The sequence below is a fragment of the Bacillus sp. AG4(2022) genome, from assembly GCF_031844465.1.
GTDB classification, from domain to species: Bacteria; Bacillota; Bacilli; order Bacillales; family Cytobacillaceae; genus Bacillus_AB; species Bacillus_AB infantis.
Window position 1 is genome coordinate 20,034 of record NZ_JAUZVH010000001.1, and the last position, 22,407, is coordinate 42,440.

A 22,407-nucleotide genomic window follows, 5' to 3' on the forward strand; every position below is an offset into this window, starting at 1 on the left:
GCGGCTGTGTCTTTTCTTCTTCTGCCATTGATTCAGCCTCCTTTTTATATCATTATAAAGAAAAAATGCACGAAGAAAAATCCCGGAGAACTTTTCCCGGATTTTTTCTTCGTGCTTCTTGCTTTTCGGGCCATATAGGTATAAATTAATGCTTATCAGCATTTTTTCTCCTATCTATCTTGGCGTCTCCTGATAGGTAATTGCTCGGATTTTTTCTGTTTTTTCGTCAAAAGTTATACGGACAAAGACACCGAATTCCCGATTGTCCCTGGCAAGCCAAAGTTTGAAGGTTTCTGTACAGTTGGATCCCTGTGTTGTTCTGCCTACATGAAGATAATCAAGGATTCTTGCTCCGGGATACTTTATTTTTGTATTGGTCATCGCTAGCTTTCCCCATTTGGCATATGCTGGCGTCTGCTGTGCAGCTGAGATATGCCGGATATTTGCAGCAGAAGGGGAAAGCAGAGCAGGGAAACTTAACAATAATATAATCAGTATCGACTTTTTCAAACCGCTCACTTCCTTTATAATTAGTTAGCCTGTCATCATTGTGTATTAGTATTGAAAAAAAGAGTGCAGTCTATGCCCTTATTCGTTATTTACTTAATTACCGTTCCACCAGACATCTTGTAAAAGGCGGGAGATTGATTGAAACAACCGGAATACGTTAATGTTATGGAAGAAATTGTCGCAACACTCGTAAAAGTCCTTATGCTGAGCCCGGATTATCAAACCTTCTGCCAATGTATGAAGTGCCGCGCCGATATTATCGCCATCAGCCTCAATAATCTGCCAAACCATTATGTAACTACAGAAGAAGGCAGGAAAATGGTATTTGAACAGCTGAACACAGAGGAAAACCGGAAATGGATCAATAAAAGAATCATCAATGCGATTCATGTGGTGAGTAAATATCCGAAGCATTAGCAGTCAGTGAAGCGGAGGTATCGAGTTTCTTTTTTAATAAATTGTGGTTGATTCCTGCACATCTTACTGGAGTCACTATTTTCATTTTTCTTCAGGAAAGTGGTTCCAGTTCCTCCGGCTGGAGCCACTATTTCCATTTTTCTTCAGGATAGTGGTCCCAGCTCCTGTGGCTGGAGCCACTATTTTCGTTTTTCTTCAGGATAGTGGTCCCAGCTCCTGTGGCTGGAGCCACTATTTTTATTTTTTTCAGGATAGTGGTCCCAGCTCCTGTGGCTGGAGCCACTATTTTTATTTTTTTCAGGATAGTGGTCCCAGCTCCTCCGGCTGGAGCCACTATTTTCATTTTTCTTCAGGATAGTGGTCCCAGCTCCTGTGGCTGGAGCCACTATTTTCGTTTTTCTTCACGATAGTGGTCCCAGCTCCTGTGGCTGGAGCCACTATTTTCATTTTTCTTCAAAATATTGGTCTCAGCGCTACCGGCTGAAGCCACTATTTTCGTTTTTCTTCACGGTAGTGGTTTTACCTCCACCGGCTTTGACCACTATTTTTTATTTCATATCACAATAGTGGCACCAAGCACATCCTGCCCCCAATTTTAATTCACAATAATTGCACACTAACCCCATCTGATTAATAATAGTAGTAACGAGATTTTGTATGGAAAAGTTAAGGAGGAGTAATGTGCGCGATTTTATCAAAGCTGCGGGTGAAGCAGACAGATACGAACAGATGAAAGAGCTGTCCGCCATCTTCAAGGAGCGGAGCCGATCAAAGGAAAATAGAGGGAGCTTCCCACATAGAAATATTTTAGACCTGAAAGCTTCCGGCTACACATCCCTTACTGTTCCGGCAGACCGGGGCGGAAAGGGTATCTCATTGCTAGAAATGATCAGGCTGCAGGAAAAGCTCGCAGAAGGAGATGGTTCTACTGCACTTGCAATCGGATGGCATATGGGGATAACGAAAAATCTGGGAGAGAAAAGGAAGTGGGATGACGAACTTTTTTCCTTTCTTTGCCGTGAAATCCTGGACGGGAAGCTGATAAACAGTGCCGCAACGGAAAGGCAGACAGGCAGCCCGACACGGGGCGGACGGCCCCAGACTACAGCAGTCCTCAAGGGTGGAAGCTGGGTGATCAGCGGCAGAAAGACCTTTACAACGATGGCTCCGGCTCTGGATTATTTTATTGTCAGCGCCTTCATTCCAAGTGAAGACAAGACAGGAAATTTCCTTGTTCCCAGAGAGGCTGAAGGTTTGTCGATCGAGGAGACATGGGACAGTGTCAGTATGAGAGGCACCGGCAGCCATGATCTTGTGCTTGATGAGGTTTCCATTGATAAGACATTCCTGGCTGAAATATTGGGGCAGGACAAAAAGGCGAATGGCTGGCTTCTTCATATTCCAGCGGTATATCTTGGCATTGCACAAGCAGCCCAGGATTATGCGGCTGGCTTTGCTAAAAGTTATTCTCCCAATAGCATCCAGGGAACCATCAGCGATATCCCTTCTGTCCAGCAGAAAATAGGGGAGATCGAGCTTGAACTGATGCGGGCAAGAGAGTTTCTTTATGCAGCGGCAGACAGATGGGACAGGGCCGCAGAAAATGAAAGAGAGTCCATGCAGCCTCTTCTCGGTGCTGTAAAGCTGGCTGTTACAAATGCAGCATTAACAGTTGCTGACCTTGCAATTCGGGTCGTTGGCGCAAGAAGCCTTTCTGAACAGAATCCTCTGCAGCAATATTATCTGGATATCAGGGCAGGCCTTCATAATCCTCCAATGGATGATATGACCATATCGCTGCTTGCCCGCAAAGCCTTATCAAGGCTTGACTGAAAAAAGAATGGGAATTCCCATTCTTTTTTTTGTTAAGGAAAAAGTACACGAGTAAATTACCGGCAAAACTGCATAATAAAAACATCCAGCACTGAAAGAAAGAGCATAACCGGGGTGTAAGCAATGGCTTTTAAAAAGAAAAACACTACTGAAAAAAAGTATCAATGGAAGCCTGAAGAAATGCCTGAAGAGCTGGTATCCGCTGATCATGTCAGGAAGAAGATGGAAGGCTCTGATGACTTCAAGGAAAGGATCATTGAAGCAGAGGGAAGGACTCTTTATCTCTTTTTTCTTTCCAGCATGGTTGATGATGCCAGGCTTGAGGAAAGAATCATCAAGCCGCTTTCACTATCAGCAGGAAATCTCATAGAGAAACAGGCGCAAACACAGGAGGTTCAACGCACTTCTATCCTGAGTGATGCACTGAAAGGGATTCTGACAGGATATTGCTTTGCCATGGAGCATGATTCTTCCGAGGGTGTGCTTCTTTCTGCAGCTTCCAGCCTTTCCAGAGAAATTTCTGACCCGGCCGATGAACATATTATCCAGGGCTCTCACGAAGGATTCATTGAGAACATCGGCAAGAACCTCCTTTTGATCAGGAAGCGCATCGAGAATCCCAATTTAAAAGTAAAATATATAACGATCGGCAAAGCGACCAATACCGCTTCTGCACTTATTTACATAGAAAACCTCACCTCCGGAAAACTGATAACCGAGATTACAAAAAGGCTTGCCAGCATTTCCATGGACAGCATTCAGAGTCCAGGATTTATCCAGGATTGCATCGAGGACCATCCTTTTTCTCCGTTTCCACAGATATTGAATACAGAAAGGCCGGACAGAGCTGCTGCACATTTGATGGAAGGAAGGGCTGTGCTCATTACGGATGGCAGCCCTTCTGTGATGATCATGCCAGTGACATTTTTTGCTTTCTTTCAATCTCCGGAAGATTATAACAACCGCTGGTACCTGGGCTCCTTTTTCCGGTTTCTGCGGCTTATCTCATTTATCTTGTCGCTGATATTGCCTGCTTTCTATGTGGCGGTTGTTTCCTATCATCATGAAATCGTTCCAATTGAACTTGTTTACACACTTCAGGCGTCATTGAATTTTGTGCCGGTGCCTCCAGTCATAGAAGCAATGTTCATGCAGCTGGCCCTTGAACTGCTGAGGGAAGCGGCAGTACGGCTGCCGCAGCCGATTGCACAAACCATTGGCATAGTCGGAGGGCTTGTTATTGGGACTGCAGTGGTGGAAGCCGGCCTCGTTTCCAATGTCATGATCATAGTAGTGGCCTTGACCGCAATTGCATCCTTTGTCATTCCATCTATTGAAATGAGCAATACCCTCCGGTTTATCGGGTTCCCGCTTATGCTTCTGGCAAGCATATTCGGCTTCATCGGCATTGTGTTCGGCCTGCTTCTGCTGGTGATCCATCTAGCTCAGCTTAAATCATTTGGTGTTCCGTATTTCAGTCCTTTTGCACCTCTCAGGCTGAAGGAGCTGAAAGACACATTCATAAGGGTCCCTGTATGGCTTATGAAGAAAAGGCCGAAGGATTCAATGGCAGCTTCTTTAACTAAACAGGGGAGCTCGAGGGGGTGGAAAAGAAATGAAAGTGAAGACACGTATTGACCAGCAGGATTTATTTTTCCTCCTGCTGCAGACCCAAATAGGGGCAGGCATACTGTCCATGCCATATTCACTTTATATGGCCGCAAAAAATGACGGCTGGATATCTTTATTGCTGGCAGCCGCTGCTATTTTCTCCTTGATATATTTCTATTGGCTGCTTTGCAGGCGCTTCCCCCATCAGACACTGTTTGATTTCTCAGGGAAGGTGTTTGGAAAATGGGGCGGGGCTCTGATCAATCTCGGCTATATATGCTATTTTGTATCTACAGCTCTGCTGGTTTATCTGAACTTTGCCGATATCATCGGCCGGTGGGTTTTGCTTGATACACCTCGCTGGCTTCTTATTCTTCTTTTGATGTTCATAGCCGTTTCTGCCTGCAGCGGCTCCTTTAGCAGCATCGTCTCTCTGTTTTCATTCACTTCGGTATTCATTGTCTTTCTTTTCATCCTTTCTCTATTCATTTTTAAGGAGCCTGAAATTGATTATCGATATATGTTCCCTGTTGCCTCACAAGGAGTTCTCCCGATTTTAAGGGGGGCAAAAGAAGCAGTATATGGTTTTCTCGGCGTAGAAACGGCACTGTTTTTCCTGGCATTCGTCAGGGAGCCGGAAAAAAAGGGGGCAGTAAAGGGAGCCTTTTTGGCCCAGATAGTGATCAGTGTATTTTATTTATATCTGTTTATGGCAAGCATTATCATGTTCAGCCCGAAGGAGATCGTACTCATCCCGGAACCTGTCCTGTACATGCTTAAAGCCATCACCTTCAAGATCATAGAAAGGCTTGATCTCGTCTTTATAACCGTTTGGATGACGGCAGCTGCAACAACGATTATCAGCTATACATACCTGGCAGGAATGGGCCTCTCCAAGCTGCTTAAAATCAAGCACAGAAGAGCCGTCCTTGCTGCTACAGGCATCATTTTCATCCTAACCTTTATTCCGCAAGGGGAAATGGAGATAACCAGCATTGGCAGGGCGGTGTCCTTTGCCGGGCTTATTTTCAGTTCTGCCCTTCCTTTAGTCTTGTATATCGCAGCAGCATTTTTAAAGAAAGGGGGTGCGGGCCTTTGAGGACCATTAAGCTGGCATGGCTGCTTATCATAGTGCTGATTCTAGGCGGCTGCTGGGATGAAAGGCTATTGAAAAATTCCCGCCTTGTTTATATTTCCGCCTTTGATCTGACTGAGGACGGTAAATACGAAACTACTTCAATCATCCGCAATACAACCAAGGTTCCTAATCCCCAGCAGGAGGCCACCAATGAAATTTCAAAGGGAGAGGGCTTGAATATACGGGATACAAGGCTTACAATCAACCGGTCACTTGCGGGGGAATTTGACCCTTCCAAAAGCAAAGTGCTGATCCTTGGAGAAGAGCTGGCTAAAAGGGATATCTATACAGTCCTTGATATCGTCTACCGTATTCCGCGGACGCCCATCATTGCTAAAGTGGCAGTAGCTGACGGAAGTGCAGGTGCTCTGCTGGCGGAGAATCATAAAAATGAACCCTTGCTTGGGGAGTTTTTGTATGAATTGCTTCTTAACAGTGAAAAAAGCACCGAAATCCAGGAGCTGACAGTGCAGAATATTTGTACCATCCTCTTCGACGAGGGCAAAGACTTTATGGTTCCTTTTATTAAAAATAATGATGAGAATAAAAAGATTGAAGTCAGCGGGAGCGCACTGTTTCATGACAGGATATTTACCGGAAAGGTCATAACCCCTGAGCAAAGCAGTCTTTTGATGCTGTTCATGGACAAGATGAACAAAGAATGCAGGTTCGCTTATAAACTGTCAAAAGGCGAAACGGTCACTTTTGCTGTCAACAAAGTTAAAAGAGACCTTCATTATACCTATAGCTACGGCAGGGCAGTATTCAAGGCAGTTCTGTCGATTGACATTAATATTGAGGAATATCCCCTCGATCATCTGCACGAAAAAAAGATTGCCAAGGAGCTTGCCAGGGAAATTTCGCAAAAAATGTCTGATGATGCAAAGGGGGTTTTCAGTATTCTTAAAGAGGAAAAAGCTGACTTACTGGGAGTTGGAAGAGAATTAATCGCTTTTCACCCGGATATATGGGAAAACATAAAGGGGAGTGATTATTATGCAAAGGTGGATGTAAAACCGGAGGTCCGCATCCTTATTTCGGGTAACGGCATCATCAATTAATGATTGCCACCCTTTTATTTGAGAGGTTTGGTTTTCGCTCTATCATGGTAAATAAATATTAAAACAAAGACTACAAAGATAGAGGGTGATGTCACTGCTTGCGTTTTTAAAAAGAGGGAATAAGTCTTCAGGGATTGCAGCTGTAGGGAATACGGCTTTAGCCATCGCCAAAGGAGTCGCAGCAGCAATAAGCGGCAGCGGTGCCATGTTTGCTACGACCCTTCATTCGGTTGCGGATGCATTGAACCAGGGATTCGTCTTCTTCGGAAGCGCCATATCCGAGAAAGAAGCAACAAAAAGATTTCCAAGCGGATTTGGCCGTGTGGTCAATTTATTCGTTTTGATCGCGGTTATTGTGATTTCCATTATGGCATACGAAACCATTCATAAAGGATGGGACCTTATTGTCCATCCCCATGAGTCTTCTGATTTGTGGCTGAACATCATTATCATGATTCTTGCCATCTTGACAGATGGGGGGGTCCTTGTCAAGGCAATGAAAGAGATTGCCCATGAAACAAAAAGCGGGGCAAAGGGATTCAGCGTATTTACGACTTCATTTAAGAATGTCCGCCTTGCTGCACCGCCTACAAGACTTGTCTTTTATGAAGATATCATCGCGACCTTCGGGGCTCTGCTGGCACTTATTTCAATCATCCTTGCCCATTTGACAGGCTTCTATTTCCTGGATGGGGTAGGGACAATCCTGATTGGATTCCTGCTGGTGGGAATTGCCATCAAAATTGGATATGAAAATACTCTTGGACTGATTGGTGTTGCGGCACCAAAGGAAATTGAAGACCGGGTGGCAGATACCATCCTATCAGATCCGGACGTGGTTGATATTAAAGATATGCGCATCCTCCAGGAAGGAAGGAAGTATCATATTGAAAGCTATATTGAGCTGAAAGCCGGCCTTTCCCTGGCCATAGCAGATGATATCATCTACAGGGTCCGGGATAAGCTCTTCAAAGATCCGGATGTCGGGGATGTCAGGATGGGAATCCTTGAAACTGACAACATCACCACATGGAAAAGGGATTAGATAATAATGAGGCACACTTCCAAAAGAAGTGTGCCTTTTCTATGCAGCAGAAAGCTGTAAATGCAGGATCTAAAATAGTCAGCTATTATTGCTGTAAAAGGGACTGACGATATTTTGCTGCGAGCTGCTGCTTTGTCATGACGAGATACGCAGGAGCTGCATCCTTTAAGTCCTTCCATTTAGCTTTAGGCTGGGACAAAAAATAAATCGGTGCCTGCATCAGCTGCTTAAGGAGAATATACCCCCTGTGTGTCAAAGGATGACGTTCAAAGCCAAGAATCTGGTAGCCTTTGTTAATCATGGTGATGCCTATGACACCCTTGATTAAGTCGCTGTCAGGATGCTTTTCAAGATGCAGAGCCAGACAGGGCATGGATTCGCCGACAATTCTGATTAAAGCTCTGCCTCTGGATACCGGGCTTTTAATGTGGACAAGCTGCTTGAGAAGCCTCGAATTATGAAGATGGATTTTGATGACAATATCATTTTTTTTGAGGGAGGAGCCGTCTGAGAGGATGATATCGGGACCTCGATATTTCGTCTTTCTGACCCGGAATACGCTGTACTTTTCCTCCAGCTTTAAATGAAACAACCTTGTACAGCAATAATAGACAGGATCAAGGAAATCCCATAAGTAAATCAGCCAGATACGAATGATCATTCCAGTCTCCTTTGATGTTGATTTTTTGTTAGCTTTTTATAAAAGATGCTTTTGTATACTCCCTGTATTCAAACTTAAGGCTGTGTCCGATGTGAATGTTTACCATCATGATTAGCAGCATTCATGAGCACGCTAAGAGAAAACTGACAACCCGAGGTGCACTTTAATGAAAAGAATAATCACAGCCCTCATCAGTGCTGCAGCGTTGTTTGCGGCTGTTATGATGTTATTCCAGCTGCCGGGCAACAACCAGGAAAGGAAAGATGAAGGGGAGCTCTCCGGTCGTACACAATCTTTAGAACAAAGCTCAAGCCGCCTGCTGAGAATCAATGCAATAGAACAGGGCGAAAGAATTAAAACAATCCTGAACAGGGATGACGATGTGAAGATCATCCATCATAACCTGAAGGATAAAAGCCACTATAAAGAGCATGAAGCTACTGTTAAATTTTCCTCTCCTCCTGATGATGATGAGCTTGACAGTCTGGCAGCCGGACTTGATGCAGAATTCTTCCGGCACATGGATTCCATATTTGTTTTTCAGTCTGACAGTATGACAACCGCAGACCTTCTGCAGTTTTTCAGGGAACGGACTGATGTCGCCTATGCAGAGCCTAACTTCATCCTGATGCAAAATCAAACTCAGCTTCCGAATGACCTGCTTTATAGAGAAAAGTACCAATGGAACCTGCCTGCCATCGATATTGAGAAAGCCTGGGATATCTCAAAGGGTGATGAAGATATCATTATTGCCGTTGTCGATACAGGGGTGGATATAGATCATCCTGATCTCAGGAGACGATTGATGAAGGGCTATAATGTTATGCAGAACAGCAGCGATTTTGACGACGACAATGGCCATGGAACTCACGTTGCAGGCATTATAGCTTCTGAAACAAACAATGGGGAAGGTATTGCAGGCATAACCTGGAATAATCGGATCATGCCGGTTAAGGCAATGGGCAGCAAGGGCTACGGTTATACATTCGATATCGCCAAGGGCATTATCTGGGCAGCGGATCACGGAGCAGATGTGATCAATCTGAGCCTTGGCAACTACCAGCCGTCTGCTTTCCTGGAGGAAGCGATCCGGTATGCTTATGACAAAGGAGCGGTCCTCATTTCAGCTGCAGGGAATGACAACTCTGAACAGCCATCATTTCCGGCTGCCTTTCCGGAAGTGCTCAGTGTATCGGCTGTAAGCTATACGGGTGAAAAAGCTGATTTTTCTAATTATGGTTATTATATTGATGTGACCGCACCAGGTGTGTATATTCCAAGCACCTATTTTAAAAATCAGTATGCAGCCCTTTCAGGCACATCCATGGCAAGCCCGCATGTCGCAGGACTTGCAGGGCTCATTCTTTCAGTCAATCCTGATTTGTCCAATAGAGAGGTCATGAATATTATAAAAGGTACAGCGAGGGATATTGGGGAAGAAGGCAGGGATGCTTACTTCGGCAATGGCCTGATTGATATCAATGCTGCACTTGCAGCTGCTGAATAATAACAAAAGGACCGGCCGCGGTAATGAGCGGGCAGGTCCTTTTCCATGTTGGATAACATTAATTGGATATACTTTTTCTCCAGAGGTAAAGCCGTTGCTTGAAATAAAAATGCTTTTAGTCTTTGCAGCTCCTATAGAGCCTCATCAAAAACCCAAAAAATTATTAAACCCCTGCTGATTGGAGTGAAAGGCACGCAGAGTCCTTCGGTAAAGCAGCGCCTCCCCGCAGAAAGCGAAGTGCACGGAAATCAACGGCACCACTCCAGCTGAAAGCTAAGGGATAGGAAAAATGAAAATTAACTAATTAAGCTTTTAATAAGCCTACAATCCATATATAAGCTTAGTTTATGGAGCCTTGGCTGCGCTCAGCTCTTCACTCCATACAAAATGCAGCCGACACCGGCAAATACCCAGAGCATCTTGGTAAATGAAACCTTATCGGCAAGGCCAATGAGCCCTATAGTGGTTGTTGCAATCAGGATGAGCGGGCCAACGAGGGCGAGAGAGCTGTTCAATACGAGTGCTTTTTCAATATCATTGTATTTAATGATCAGAAATGCAGCCAAAATTTCAAGGCTTCCCGAAAAAATCCTCAGTGAAGCCATCATGATTATGGTTTTTTCCAAAAGCTGAAACATAAGTACCTCCCAAAAGCAGTTTGCTATAGTATATGCAGCCGGACTGCCGGGAAGGACAAACAATTCCAGCACCTGCTGAAAGTAAAAAGATTCTGCCCATCATGACAGAATCTTTATGGCATCATGCTGACTGTTTCAGTTTATTCAAACGGCTGCCAGAAAGCGCATTCCGATTCAGTCTTAGTGCAAGAAGGCCGGCCAGTACGGAAAGTATGATATCCTTAGGCAGCGGAACCAGCATCCAGATCCATGCCATCGCATAAGTGAAGCCTTCCGGTGCTGCAAACCATAGTTTATAGGCTAGATACATATAGTTTGTCCCTAATATATAATTGATGGCCAGTCCCGTAAGCGCAGCTGTGATATAAGATGCTTTGCTTGAATTCTTTTCAATTATCTTCCCTGTTGCATAAGCTGCAAGAATATATGTAAGGATGAAGCCGAATGTCGGGCTGATGACAGTCGCAAAGCCGGAGCCGAATTTTGCAAACACAGGGACACCAGCGATGCCAACCAAGGCATATACAGTCATGGCGATGGCTGACAGCCTGCTGCCAAGGATGGCGCCAGAGAGGATCGCGATGAATGTTTGCAGGGTAATAGGGACCCCTCCGATAACCATGAATGGGACGAATGATGTGATATTTGCTCCAATTGCCATCAGGGCAGTAAACATACCGGCCAATGAAAGATGTAGCGGCGTCAATTTCTTTTTCATGAATTATGCCTCCCAGAATTGTTTTATACTAAAATAAGAATAAGATGGAAAACGACTATATGTCAACTGAAATTATATTTAGTTTACTAAAGGAGTTCGAATGATGGTGGACAGGCCAAGAGCAAATACATTGGGCATTATTTATAAGGACGGCCGCATCCTGGCGGAAAAGCTCAGCGGGAAGCATTCAAAGGGTGAGGGAGTCTTTTACCGCCCGCTCGGAGGAACAATAGAACTTGGGGAAACCTCGATAGATGCTTTGAAAAGAGAGTTCATGGAAGAGATAGGAGCAGAGATCAATATAGTGAATTATATTGCCTGCATAGAAAACATTTACTCTATTAATGGAATCACGAGACATGAATTGACACAGCTTTATAAGGCCGAGCTTGTGAATGAGTCACTATACGAAAAAGAGTCCATTCCAGTGAACGAAAATGGGAGAAAGTCGGAAGCAAAATGGATACCAGTTATTTCTTTTATTGATGAGAGGGAAGTACTTTTTCCAGCCGGGCTTGAAAATTATCTAATCCGTTTCTTGTAATCCAAATGTGTACTTTTCTGCCTGCACGGGTATAGAACTAATAAAAGAAAGGGTGATAATCATGCAGACATATGGCGAGTGGTATACCCGCAGACGTCCAGAATACAAAGGGTGGGAGAACCAGGATACTAATGAGATCTTATTCAAAAATGCTCTTTACTACGGCCTCCCATCTGTTGTCATGGTTGCGCTTTTAATATTAGCCTGAATAGTGAAGCACCTGCCTTTCCGGCAGGTGCTTTTTTATGTTCTCTTTTTCTGGATAATAGTAAAGCTTCAGAAATTATAGTAAAATAGGGGCAATTAACTGGTAGGAAGAAGGTGTCCGTATGTTCGAGCTGCTGCTGACAATGCTCGAGAGGCTTGGCCTGATTGTTACCATTGCCTTCATTTTGACCAGATTCCGTTTTTTCCGCGAAATGATATACCAGGAATCATTGACGGCAAAACAGCGGTGGGTCGCTGTTCTTTTTTTTGGATTCTTCGGTATATTCGGCACCTATACCGGTGTCAGTTTTGACACGGATACCCTGCAGTTCAGCCGCTGGGCGTCAGAGCTATCTTCAGATGAAGCCATTGCAAACTCCAGGGTGATCGGCGTGGTTCTTGCCGGACTATTCGGAGGGTACAGGGTAGGGATTGGCGCCGGATTGGTGGCAGGAGTCCACCGTTTTACATTGGGCGGCTTTACAGCTTTTTCCTGCGGCTTGGCTTCAATCTTTGCTGGGATCATTGCAAGCATCCTGCATAAGAGAAACAGGCATGTGAAGCTGTCGACAGCGTTTTTTATCGGAGCCCTGGCCGAAAGTGTGCAGATGCTTATCATCCTTCTTCTCTCAAGGCCTTATAGCAAAGCTTCAGCTTTGGTCGAAACCATCGGTCTGCCCATGATTCTCGCCAATGGAGTCGGCTGTGCCATTTTCCTGCTGATCATCAAAAGCGTGGTCAATGAAGAGGAAAAAGCTGCAGCCATCCAGGCGCAGAAATCCCTGCGCCTGGCACGCCAGACTTTGAAGCATCTGCGAAAAGGGATGACCAGCGATGCGGCAGAAGAGGTATGCCGCATCCTTTACCACGAAGTCAATGCAAGCGCCGTGTCGATTACAGATGATGAACGCATCCTGTCTCATATTGGTGTGGCTGATGACCATCACAAATCAGGACATCTGATTCAAACAGATATAACCAGAAAGGTTCTTGGCCAAGGAGCCTTGATCATTGCCGGCAGGAATGATATCAGCTGCAGCAGTCCGTCATGCCCGCTTGGTGCTGCCGCCATTGCTCCGCTGAAGGAAAGGGGACAGACCATCGGCACCTTGAAATTCTATTTTAAGTCAGAAAAAGAAATTACCAATGTAGTCATTGAATTAATTTCCGGTCTGAGCATGCTCCTTAGCAATCAGCTCGATGCTGCAAGGGGAGAGAAAGCATACCAGCTTGCGAAGGATGCAGAAATCAAGGCACTGCAGGCACAAATCAGCCCGCACTTTTTGTTTAATACTTTGAATGTAATTGTTTCCCTGATTCGCATTGATCCAAAGAAAGCCCGCAAGCTGCTCTTGTCGCTTTCCCATTTCCTGAGGCAGAATCTTACGGGTACAACTTTGGAACGTACAACATTGAAGGAAGAATTAAAGCATGTACAAGCCTACTTGGAAATAGAGGAAGCAAGATTTTCTGACAGGCTTAAAACTGAATTCCGGATAGAAGAGGAAGCACTTTCTGCTCAAATTCCGCCGCTGACACTCCAGCCGCTAGTAGAGAATGCAGTCAAGCATGGCATCAAGGATAAGGAAGCTGACTGCAGGATCATTATTTCTGCTGCTGTTAAAAAAGAAGGGACAAAAGTTTCCGTTTCTGACAATGGAGCAGGTATCGAAACAGAACGCCTTCACCAGCTGGCAAGGGGCATCGTACCTTCCCTGACTGGGACAGGACTTGGAATTTATAATGTAAACAGGAGGCTGGCGATGCTCTTTGGGGAAAGAGCCGGACTTCATTTTGACAGCAGGCTGAATGAAGGGACGACAGTCTCATTCGTGCTGCCGGACAAAGGAGAAGAATAGCATGGAAAGAAAAATCAGCATACTGATTGCGGACGATGAGCCATACAGCAGGCAGGAGCTTGTTCACCTGCTGAACGAATATGGAGACCTTCAGGTAATAGGGGAAGCAGAATCTGGTGAACAGGCAGTCATCCAGTGTCTGCAGCTGCAGCCGGATGCTGTATTTTTGGATATTGAAATGCCAAAAATGAATGGCATGGAAGCCGCCCGATCGCTGAATGATTTAAAAAAAGTGCCAAAAATCATCTTTGCGACAGCTTACCCGCAGTTTGCGGCAGAAGCTTTCCGCTATGAAGCGGTTGATTATCTGCTGAAGCCCTTTGACGAAGAGCTGGTTAAAGAAACTGTATCAAGACTCAGAAAGATTTTTGCAGAAGAAGGCGACAGCACAGCCGCAGCCGTGAACCCGGGGAAACTGGCAGTGGAGGAAGATGGCAATATCTCTTATATAGACCCATTGTCCATCCTATATATTTCTCGTGATGATAAAGTTTCAAGGATTGTTGCGAAAAACGGAAGCTATTCTGTTAAAACTCCTTTAAAGGAGCTTGAAAGCAGGCTGCAGCAATTTCCTTTTTTCCGCATACATAAAAGCACAATCGTCCATCTGCCCTATGTATCAAGGTTGACTCCATGGTTTAACGGCGCTTACCAGCTTGAAGTGGAGGGGTCTGAAGAAATATTATCTGTCAGCCGGAATTATGCCAAAGGATTAAGGAGCAGGCTGGAAATTTAGTGATGCAGGCAGGAGTATTGTGCCTGCATTTCACCTCTCTATTTCAGCATCTTAAGACAGATTATTGACATGTTGGCCACAATTCCGCCACATTTTCCTCCAGGTGCCTTATACTTTCTGTAAGCGATTACAAAAGGAGGCATTTCAATTGTATTCTTTTATAGCAGGCATCATTTTACTTATAGCAGGGTATTTCACTTATGGAAAATTTGTAGAAAAAGTATTCGGCGTTAAAAAGGAGAGGCAGACTCCAGCTTATACGCACAAAGACGGCGTTGATTATCTGCCGATGAATACGAAAAAAAACTCTCTCATCCAGCTGCTGAATATAGCAGGTGTTGGTCCGATCTTTGGACCTATCATGGGTGCATTATATGGACCAATTGCTTTCCTGTGGATTGTGCTCGGCTGCATTTTCGCCGGTGCTGTCCATGATTATCTGACAGGTATGATTTCCATCCGCAACAGGGGTGCACACTTGCCGGAACTGGCCGGAAAATTTCTCGGCAGCTTTATGAAGCATGTTGTGAATGCATTTGCCATTCTGCTGCTGCTTCTTGTGGGAACTGTATTTGTTACTTCCCCGGCAGGGCTTCTTCACAATTTGATGAACGGGTGGATGAGCATGGGCCTGATTCTTGGTGCCATCTTTATCTACTATATACTGGCGACACTATTGCCGATTGACAAAATCATTGGACGCTTTTATCCCATCTTTGGAGCATTGCTTTTGATCAGTGCGCTTGGAGTAGGGGCTTCGCTCATCATCAGCGGTGCGCCTATCCCTGAAATCAATCTGACAAACATGCATCCTGATAATGCACCGATCTTCCCGCTTCTGTTCCTGACAATTTCCTGCGGGGCTTTATCCGGATTCCATGCGACCCAGACCCCAATCATTTCGAGGACAACAGAAAATGAGGACCAAGGCAGAAAGATTTTCTATGGCATGATGATTGCAGAAGGCGTTATTGCCATGATTTGGGCTGCAGCTGCAATGAGCCTTTTCAATGGCTCTGCAGGCTTGAATGAACTGCTTGCAGCAGGCGGGCCTGCCGCAGTAGTAAGTGAAGCTTCAAAACTGACTCTTGGTGCTGTCGGCGGAACACTTGCTGTGCTCGGAGTGATAGTCCTGCCGATCACATCAGGCGACACTGCTTTCCGGAGTGCAAGGATGATCATTGCCGACTATATCCGCTTCGGCCAGCAGAAGCTGGGCAACCGCCTGGTTATCGCCCTGCCGCTGTTTGTAATATCATTTGCACTGACAAAGATTGACTTTGAGATTCTTTGGAGATACTTCTCCTGGGCAAACCAGTCTACTGCTGTCATCGCCCTTTGGGTAGCAAGCATGTACCTTTTCATTGCCAGAAAAAATTATTGGATTGCCATGATACCGGGCATCTTCATGACAATGGCCACCGTCACTTATATCCTGAACGCAAAAATCGGATTTGGCCTTTCAATGAATATATCGTATTTAGGGGCTGCGATTGCTACGGTTATTATCACTGTTCTTTTCTATAACGCTGCAGGAAGGGCAAGAAAGAACAATATCGCACTCGAAGAAGATATCACAGGAAGAGTTGCTTAAGATCAATTATGCGTAAGAGCCTGGATGAGCATTTCCGGGCTCTTCTGCTTAGATGCTGTGCTAAAATTAAAAATAATGCTGGAAATAAACGGAATGATGCAGGATTTAGTTTTGCAGCCGTTTTCTGAGAAAGGAAGGTAAGAATATGCGTATATTGATTGCAGGGGCAGGAGCAGTAGGAGGGTATTTCGGAGGCAGGCTCCTTGAAAAAGGAGAAGATGTTACCTTTCTAGTAAGGGAAAAGAAATACGATCAGCTTCAGCAGAACGGCCTGGTCATCAACAGCGTACATGGAGATGCGATGTTGAAACCAAAGCTTCTGAGAACAGGGCTTCCTTCAGAAGAAAACTTTGATTTGATCTTGCTTTCTGTGAAAGCCTATCACCTTGAGGAAGCCATCGGAAATATTAAGCCTTTTGCTGGAGAAGGTACATGCATCCTTCCGCTGCTGAATGGCATTGCACATATCGACACGCTTGAAAGGGCCTTTGGAAAGGAGAGGCTCCTTGGAGGTCTTTGCTTCATAGAATCAACATTGGATGAAAAAGGAGAAATTGTTCAGAAAAGCGATATACAGGAGGTTGTTTTTGGCGAAATTGACGGGAGGGAGACCGGGCGGATTTCCCGAATACGTGAAGCACTTGCCGGAACAAAGGCTTCTTTCCGGTACAGCAGTGAGATCGTGAGTGAAATGTGGAGCAAGTATCTTTTTATCAGCATGATGTCCGGGCTTACAACGCTGACACGTTCGCCAGTCGGTCCTATAAGGGATACAGCAGAGGGGAGAAGCATCATAGAGGGGCTTGCTCTGGAAATCCTTCCTGTCATGAAAAGCTTGGGAGCGAATCTTCCGGATGATGCAAAAGAAAATATCATTAAGAAAATAAATGCAGTCGGATATCATATGAAATCTTCCATGCAGCGAGACATGGAAAAAGGCTTGCAGACCGAGTCAGCCCACTTCTTTAAATATCTCCTGGATGCAGCGGCTGAACACCGTTTACCAGTGCCAGTTCTGAATACCATCTATATGAATCTGCAGGTATATGAAAAGAGGAGGGAAGAACAAAAAGAGAGGGGGTAAACTCAAAACAGTCCGGAGACAAGTAATCAGAGGGTGTTAGTCAGAGCGACTAACACCCTCTGGCTGCAGAAAAGCGATTCAGAGGTCTTAGTCAGAGCGACTAATATCCTCTAGCCGCAGAAAAGCGAATCAGACGGTCTTAGTTAGAGCGACTAACACCATCTAGCCACAGAAAAGTAAATCAGAGGGTGTTAGTCAGAGCGACTAATACCCTCTTGTCCACAGAAAAGCGAATCAGAGGGTCTTAGTCAGAGCGACTAAAACCGTCTGTCCACAGAAAAGCGAATCAGACGGTCTTAGTCAGAGCAAATAACACCATCTAGCCACAGAAAAGTGAATCAGACGGTCTTAGTCAGAGCGACTAACACCCTCTGGCTGCAGAAAAGCGATTCAGAGGTCTTAGTCAGAGCGACTAATACCCTCTAGCCGCAGAAAAGCGAATCAGACGGTCTTAGTTAGAGCGACTAACACCATCTAGCCACAGAAAAGTAAATCAGAGGGTCTTAGTCAGAGCGACTAATACCCTCTTGTCCACAGAAAAGCGAATCAGAGGGTCTTAGTCAGAGCGACTAAAACCGTCTGTCCACAGAAAAGCGAATCAGACGGTCTTAGTCAGAGCAAATAACACCATCTAGCCACAGAAAAGTGAATCAGAAGGTCTTAGTCAGAGCGACTAATACCCTCTTGTCCACAGAAAAGCAAATCAGAGGGTCTTAGTCAGAGCGACTAACACCATCTAGCTACAGAAAAGTGAATCAGACGGTCTTAGTCAGGGCCGCCAAAGCCCACTTGCTCATTGAAAAACAGAAGCAGAGGGTTTCCCCCCAATCACAACTTCTGTTTGCCTGAAGGGGATTTCTAATTTCATTAGTTGTCTTAAAGTCTAATGCAGATCTTTAACCTTATACTATTGGAGAGCAAACCCCAGCAGTTTTATATCCTGGAGGATTTTCTGCTGGATATCAGGCTCTTTGCATTTTTCAAAGTCAGTGATCAATCTGCCAATTTCCCTAATAAAAAGCAAATATTCGCTGTCTTTCAGCATAAATAGTCACCCCTACTATCGAAATAGGTCTAATTTCATACATTTTAGTATAAAATAGCAGAGATTGGAAGTAAAGTAAAATTACCTGCAGTTCACTCATTTATGCTTTTTCGTTTTAGTATGAATCTCCTCTGCGAGCTGTTCTGCTCTCTGATCGTTTTCAATGCCGCCTGAAAGGCCCGGTGTATCAGGCAGAAAGACGGGGCGGACTTCGGAATCTGCTGATACAACTTTCCACTTTCCTTCATCAAGAGCCAGGCTGAAATCTATAATCCCTAAATGGCTTCCCCAAGAACCTGCCTGTACAGCCGGAATTCCATTGATTGTGCCTGCTTCCGAATCGATCAGACCGCTGCTGTCCCTGAGTTTAGGAGACGGAAAGACCTGGTGGGTATGGCCGAACATAATGGCATCAATTCCAGGCACCTTGCTCAGCCCGAGCACTGAATTCCTGCTTTTATCCTTAACCTGTTCATCAGCTTCGAGACCAGCATGTGCCAGTGCTATTATGACATCTGCGCCTTTTTCCCTCATAATCGGAATATAATGCTCAGCTGACTCGACCATTGATTTATTGCTGAGCTTTCCTTTTAAATGTTCTTCATCCCATTTCAGGACAACAGGTGTAATGAAACCAATCACACCAATTTTGACAGGATATTTTCTGCCATCATTTGCCGTAAAGTTCCGATGAAGAATCACATAAGGGGAGAAATAGGGAAGCTCTTCCTGGAATGATTCTGTACCCTGGATAAAGAGATTGCTGTTAACATAAGGAAAGGCTGCCTCTTTCAGCTTTTTATTAAGATAGCCCAGCCCGTAATTGAATTCATGATTGCCGGGTGCCGCGGCATCATACTGCAGCTCGTTCATAATGCTGATAATAGGGTGAGGCAGGCCGGGATGCTCATGAATATAATCTCCCAGAGCACTTCCCTGGATTAGATCGCCATTGTCAAAAAGAAGGGTATTATGTCTCTCCAGGCGCGCTTTTTTGATTAAGCTAACGGTTTTTACAAATCCGAAGCTCTTCACTTTTTTTCCGCTTTTATATTCGTAATTCAATATGTAAGAGTGAAGGTCCGTCGTCTCCATGATCCTGAGCTGCATGTTGGGATGGTGTTCGCTGAATACAGCTGAGCCTGAAGGAACACAGAGGAGCATGGTTAATAAAACAAACACGGTAATAAAAATGGATTCTTTTTTCAACATGGCTCACCGCCTTCCCGTGATTCTGTTATTGTGCCTTAAACACAAAGAATCATGCCAGAAAGTTAAGCGGAGGATAACTGTTCAGATTATAGAAGGAGGACCGCAAATACCGCTTTCAGCAGCAGAGCCTTTTATTTCCCATTCAGGAACACAGTAAAAAATCTGAAGGGCTAAGTCCAGCTGTCCCTTCAGATTTCGTTTATTTTGAATAAGTTTTTTCTGTACCATCCGTAAAAGTTACTTCAACTTCAATATTTTCATAGTCTTCGTTAAGATCAAGGCCTTGTATTACCTGTACCAGTACCTCATCCTCAGAAGACTCTTCATCAAAAGTAAATTGCTTGAATGCTTCCAGCAGCTTGTCCAGCGCTTCATCTCCGTTTAATTCTTCATCATTTAAACCATCTTTGATCTCAGCTTCCATCGTATTATTTCGATCATATTCGTAATCAACTTCATACGATTTCATATCCGGATACTCAGCATCAAGCTCAAAATCTGTAAAATTGATGCGGGAGAAATCCTCAACCGGCTGTTTATTATCTGTATTCAAATCATCTTCCTGGCTAGGTGCACTAGGGGGCGGATCCTGGACTTCATTCTCATCATTCCCGCAGGCAGCAAGCGGCAGCATCAGAAGGGCGGCTGCTATTGGTTTCAATAACTTCGATTTTTTCATGACAGACCTCCTATTTCGTTTTTATAATATGTATATTTCCTATTTCGCTATATTAAAAACGCATATGTGAGGTTTTCTGTTCTGATCTACTCTGCTGCAGGCAGCAGCCGATCCTCTGAAAAGCATATTTCATGGAAAAAACTTTTCAGCAGCAGCCATCTGGCTGGATAGGCAGCAGCGAAGTCAGAAGCAGATCGTTCATTATAACATACGAGGCAGTCCAGCATCGTTCTGCCTTCCTTTAAGTCATAATAAAGGGCATGCAGGTTTTCATAATGCTCATTAATCTGCCAGCGGTTCAGCTTGACAGGAGATATCCCGTTTAATTTCATATAATTTTGCGCTGCCTTCTTTTGGATTTCCTGTACAATTTCAGGCGCATAATCTCCGGCTGCCAGTTTTTCATTGATAAAATAAATGCCTTTCTTCATCTATGAACCCCGTTCCTGTGTTTTCTACCACTATTGACAGAAAAAACTGAGTTCATACAGGAAAGAACAGAAGATTATAGAATTCTTATAATAGAGTGAATATTAATGTGGAGGCTTATAATGAGTGTATTATTTGAAAATGGCAGCCTGAAAGTAAGAGAACTGGAAGAAAGGGATAAATTCCACCTTGTACGCTGGCTGCAGGATCCGTCAGTACTGGAATATTACGAAGGCAGAGACAATCCTCATTCACTGCAAATGGTAGATGAGCATTTCTATAATCGGGACCGGCATGTGGCAGCCTGTATTTTTGAATGGGAAGAAACAGAACTGGGATATATTCAGTTTTATCCGCTGGAAGAAGAAGAAAGGGAGAAATACGGATACCTTCCGGGTATTTCTGTCTATGGTACAGACCAGTTCATCGGGGAATCAAAATGCTGGGGAAAAGGAATCGGGAAGCTGCTCGTTCAGTCAATGATCAGCTATTTAATAAAAGAAAAGGGAGCAGACCTGGTAGTCATGGATCCCCAGACATGGAATGAAAGGGCCATTGCCTGTTATGAGAGCTGCGGATTGCAAAAAAGAAAGCTTCTCCCGAAAAACGAATACCATGAAGGTGAATGGAGAGATGCCTGGCTGATGGAATATGACAAAAAAAGCGGGATAGACTTGTAAAAAAGGAAAATAGCTAAGAACACCATAAAAAGGAAGCAAACTCAACTGAGTTTGCTTCCTTTTTTATAGGGCAGTATCTGAGCCCGAGACAACACTTTCTCTTTTTGCCCGAAGGAACCGGACAAAGTTCATGACAATTGTTTTTACAACCGCATACGTAGGAATTGCAAGGATCATGCCCAGAATTCCTGCAAGGTTTCCTGCCACAAGCAGCAGAATGATAATGGTAGCAGGATGTGTATCAAGTCTTTTGCCGAGTATCAGAGGAGATAGGATATTCCCTTCAACCTGCTGGGCAACGGCAATGACGATAATCGCCAGGATGGCCTTGGCCGGGGAATCGAACAGTGCGATCAATACAGCAGGCGCCCCGCCGAGAAATGGACCGACGTAAGGAATGATATTCGTAACAGCGACAATCAGCGCCAGAACGAGGGCATATGGCAGGTCAATGATCATATAGCCGATGAAGGCCAGAGTCCCGACGAATAAAGCCACGGTCACCTGTCCCTGTATGTAAGCTGCCAGGGTTTCACCTGTCTCCTTCAGTGTCTTTAAACCTTCACTCCGATAAGAAAGAGGGAGGAATTTGGATATGGCAGCCGGAAATCTTCCGCCATCCTTGAACATATAAAAGAGCAGGAAGGGAACCGTTACAATCGTGACTGTAATATTGGCGACAAGGCTGAATACATTGGAAATTCCATTTGTCACCCTGTCAGGGATTGTGTTGGCAAACTCCATCAATGACCTTTCCAGATTTTCAATCGGGACATAGTCCTGGTTCATAACCCATTTGAACTGCTGCGAGCTTGAAAGATTTTCTATGTAGATTCTTGTTCTTTGTGCATATGTCGGCAGATCATTGAATAATGCTGTAACCTGCTTTGAAATGATAGGAACAAGGCTGCCGATCACCAGGACGATAAGCCCGATGATAATCAGGTAGATGATTATGATGGCAAGGGTCCTCGGCAGTTTTCTTGCCTGGAGGAAATTGACGACCGGGTTAAGCAGAAAATAAAGGAAGCCTGAGATGATAATCGGGAAAAACAAGGTAGACACAAAGATTCCGATTGGTTCAAATAAAAAGGAGATTTTGGATGATACGTAAATGATGGCCACAATCAGAAGGATCTGAAGGGACCAGAATTGGATATTTTTTTTTGTCACAGAATTCACCTTTCGCTTTCGCTTTC

General features: G+C 44.6%; 23 protein-coding genes. 13 read left to right on the plus strand and 10 right to left on the minus strand.

Annotated features, from left to right (window positions below; all coding sequences use genetic code 11):
• Positions 1-174 precede the first annotated feature (174 nt).
• On the minus strand, positions 175-510 hold the full coding sequence (locus tag Q9R36_RS00120; protein ID WP_022543881.1) for a YqzG/YhdC family protein: 336 nt from the start codon (positions 508-510) through the stop codon (positions 175-177).
• 138 nt (positions 511-648) lie between these two features.
• Here Q9R36_RS00120 and Q9R36_RS00125 point away from each other — a divergent pair, with 138 nt between their 5' ends.
• Complete coding sequence (locus Q9R36_RS00125) at positions 649-927, plus strand: late competence development ComFB family protein (protein ID WP_232217719.1); 279 nt, start codon at positions 649-651, stop codon at positions 925-927.
• 127 nt (positions 928-1,054) lie between these two features.
• Here the strand turns inward: Q9R36_RS00125 and Q9R36_RS00130 are convergent, their stop codons facing one another.
• Entirely contained in the window at positions 1,055-1,270 is a 216-nt protein-coding gene (locus tag Q9R36_RS00130; RefSeq protein WP_009793727.1) for a hypothetical protein, read from the minus strand.
• A 314-nt stretch (positions 1,271-1,584) separates the two neighbouring features.
• Here Q9R36_RS00130 and Q9R36_RS00135 point away from each other — a divergent pair, with 314 nt between their 5' ends.
• From Q9R36_RS00135 to Q9R36_RS00155, 5 genes are all read left to right on the plus strand, one after another.
• Positions 1,585-2,760: an acyl-CoA dehydrogenase family protein gene (locus tag Q9R36_RS00135; protein ID WP_311224360.1), complete on the plus strand. Its 1,176-nt coding sequence runs from the start codon at positions 1,585-1,587 to the stop codon at positions 2,758-2,760.
• Between the two features lie 123 nt (positions 2,761-2,883).
• Positions 2,884-4,398: a spore germination protein gene (locus Q9R36_RS00140; RefSeq protein WP_311224361.1), complete on the plus strand. Its 1,515-nt coding sequence runs from the start codon at positions 2,884-2,886 to the stop codon at positions 4,396-4,398.
• The gene (locus Q9R36_RS00145) at positions 4,376-5,470 is read left to right on the plus strand and encodes a GerAB/ArcD/ProY family transporter (RefSeq protein ID WP_009793730.1); all 1,095 of its coding nucleotides are present in this window, start codon (positions 4,376-4,378) and stop codon (positions 5,468-5,470) included. Before Q9R36_RS00140 ends, Q9R36_RS00145 begins: the two co-directional genes overlap by 23 nt.
• Entirely contained in the window at positions 5,467-6,570 is a 1,104-nt protein-coding gene (locus Q9R36_RS00150) for a Ger(x)C family spore germination protein (RefSeq protein WP_311224362.1), read from the plus strand. The genes Q9R36_RS00145 and Q9R36_RS00150 overlap by 4 nt, the downstream gene beginning before the upstream one ends.
• Positions 6,571-6,658: 88 nt before the next feature.
• Positions 6,659-7,615: a cation diffusion facilitator family transporter gene (locus tag Q9R36_RS00155; RefSeq protein WP_009793732.1), complete on the plus strand. Its 957-nt coding sequence runs from the start codon at positions 6,659-6,661 to the stop codon at positions 7,613-7,615.
• Between the two features lie 85 nt (positions 7,616-7,700).
• Here the strand turns inward: Q9R36_RS00155 and Q9R36_RS00160 are convergent, their stop codons facing one another.
• Positions 7,701-8,276, minus strand: coding sequence for a YkoP family protein (locus Q9R36_RS00160; RefSeq protein WP_101547788.1), 576 nt, complete (start codon positions 8,274-8,276; stop codon positions 7,701-7,703).
• A 166-nt stretch (positions 8,277-8,442) separates the two neighbouring features.
• Here Q9R36_RS00160 and Q9R36_RS00165 point away from each other — a divergent pair, with 166 nt between their 5' ends.
• Entirely contained in the window at positions 8,443-9,783 is a 1,341-nt protein-coding gene (locus Q9R36_RS00165; RefSeq protein WP_101547787.1) for a S8 family peptidase, read from the plus strand.
• Positions 9,784-10,148: 365 nt separating this feature from the next.
• Here Q9R36_RS00165 and Q9R36_RS00170 read toward each other — a convergent pair whose 3' ends face one another.
• Together Q9R36_RS00170 and Q9R36_RS00175 are read right to left on the minus strand one after the other, a co-directional pair.
• Positions 10,149-10,421, minus strand: a complete 273-nt coding sequence (locus tag Q9R36_RS00170; RefSeq protein WP_022543878.1) for a YqhV family protein — start codon at positions 10,419-10,421, stop codon at positions 10,149-10,151.
• Positions 10,422-10,542: 121 nt separating this feature from the next.
• Positions 10,543-11,139, minus strand: a complete 597-nt coding sequence (locus tag Q9R36_RS00175; RefSeq protein WP_094768977.1) for a biotin transporter BioY — start codon at positions 11,137-11,139, stop codon at positions 10,543-10,545.
• Positions 11,140-11,239: 100 nt separating this feature from the next.
• Here Q9R36_RS00175 and Q9R36_RS00180 point away from each other — a divergent pair, with 100 nt between their 5' ends.
• From Q9R36_RS00180 to Q9R36_RS00200, 5 genes are all read left to right on the plus strand, one after another.
• On the plus strand, positions 11,240-11,683 hold the full coding sequence (locus tag Q9R36_RS00180) for an NUDIX hydrolase (RefSeq protein WP_311224363.1): 444 nt from the start codon (positions 11,240-11,242) through the stop codon (positions 11,681-11,683).
• A 329-nt stretch (positions 11,684-12,012) separates the two neighbouring features.
• On the plus strand, positions 12,013-13,749 hold the full coding sequence (locus tag Q9R36_RS00185; RefSeq protein WP_311224364.1) for a LytS/YhcK type 5TM receptor domain-containing protein: 1,737 nt from the start codon (positions 12,013-12,015) through the stop codon (positions 13,747-13,749).
• Position 13,750: 1 nt separating this feature from the next.
• Positions 13,751-14,485 carry a LytR/AlgR family response regulator transcription factor gene (locus Q9R36_RS00190; protein ID WP_094768980.1) on the plus strand — a complete coding sequence of 245 codons (735 nt, stop codon included), beginning with the start codon at positions 13,751-13,753 and terminating at the stop codon, positions 14,483-14,485.
• A 148-nt stretch (positions 14,486-14,633) separates the two neighbouring features.
• Positions 14,634-16,079: a carbon starvation CstA family protein gene (locus Q9R36_RS00195; RefSeq protein WP_094768981.1), complete on the plus strand. Its 1,446-nt coding sequence runs from the start codon at positions 14,634-14,636 to the stop codon at positions 16,077-16,079.
• Between the two features lie 145 nt (positions 16,080-16,224).
• Positions 16,225-17,163, plus strand: a complete 939-nt coding sequence (locus tag Q9R36_RS00200; RefSeq protein WP_311224365.1) for a ketopantoate reductase family protein — start codon at positions 16,225-16,227, stop codon at positions 17,161-17,163.
• A gap of 907 nt (positions 17,164-18,070) precedes the next feature.
• Here Q9R36_RS00200 and Q9R36_RS00205 read toward each other — a convergent pair.
• The 4 genes from Q9R36_RS00205 to Q9R36_RS00220 form a co-directional block, all read right to left on the minus strand.
• Positions 18,071-18,208, minus strand: a complete 138-nt coding sequence (locus tag Q9R36_RS00205) for a hypothetical protein (protein WP_009793745.1) — start codon at positions 18,206-18,208, stop codon at positions 18,071-18,073.
• 96 nt (positions 18,209-18,304) lie between these two features.
• Positions 18,305-19,420, minus strand: coding sequence for a metallophosphoesterase (locus Q9R36_RS00210; protein WP_311224366.1), 1,116 nt, complete (start codon positions 19,418-19,420; stop codon positions 18,305-18,307).
• 199 nt (positions 19,421-19,619) lie between these two features.
• The gene (locus tag Q9R36_RS00215) at positions 19,620-20,099 is read right to left on the minus strand and encodes a YusW family protein (protein WP_009793748.1); all 480 of its coding nucleotides are present in this window, start codon (positions 20,097-20,099) and stop codon (positions 19,620-19,622) included.
• 86 nt (positions 20,100-20,185) lie between these two features.
• Positions 20,186-20,530 (minus strand): hypothetical protein, encoded by a 345-nt coding sequence (locus tag Q9R36_RS00220; protein ID WP_311224367.1) that lies wholly within the window; start codon positions 20,528-20,530, stop codon positions 20,186-20,188.
• A 120-nt stretch (positions 20,531-20,650) separates the two neighbouring features.
• Between Q9R36_RS00220 and Q9R36_RS00225 the strand changes: the two genes are divergently transcribed.
• On the plus strand, positions 20,651-21,208 hold the full coding sequence (locus Q9R36_RS00225; RefSeq protein WP_311224368.1) for a GNAT family N-acetyltransferase: 558 nt from the start codon (positions 20,651-20,653) through the stop codon (positions 21,206-21,208).
• Positions 21,209-21,271: 63 nt separating this feature from the next.
• Here the strand turns inward: Q9R36_RS00225 and Q9R36_RS00230 are convergent, their stop codons facing one another.
• Complete coding sequence (locus Q9R36_RS00230; protein ID WP_094768986.1) at positions 21,272-22,381, minus strand: AI-2E family transporter; 1,110 nt, start codon at positions 22,379-22,381, stop codon at positions 21,272-21,274.
• Between the last annotated feature and the right edge of the window lie 26 nt (positions 22,382-22,407).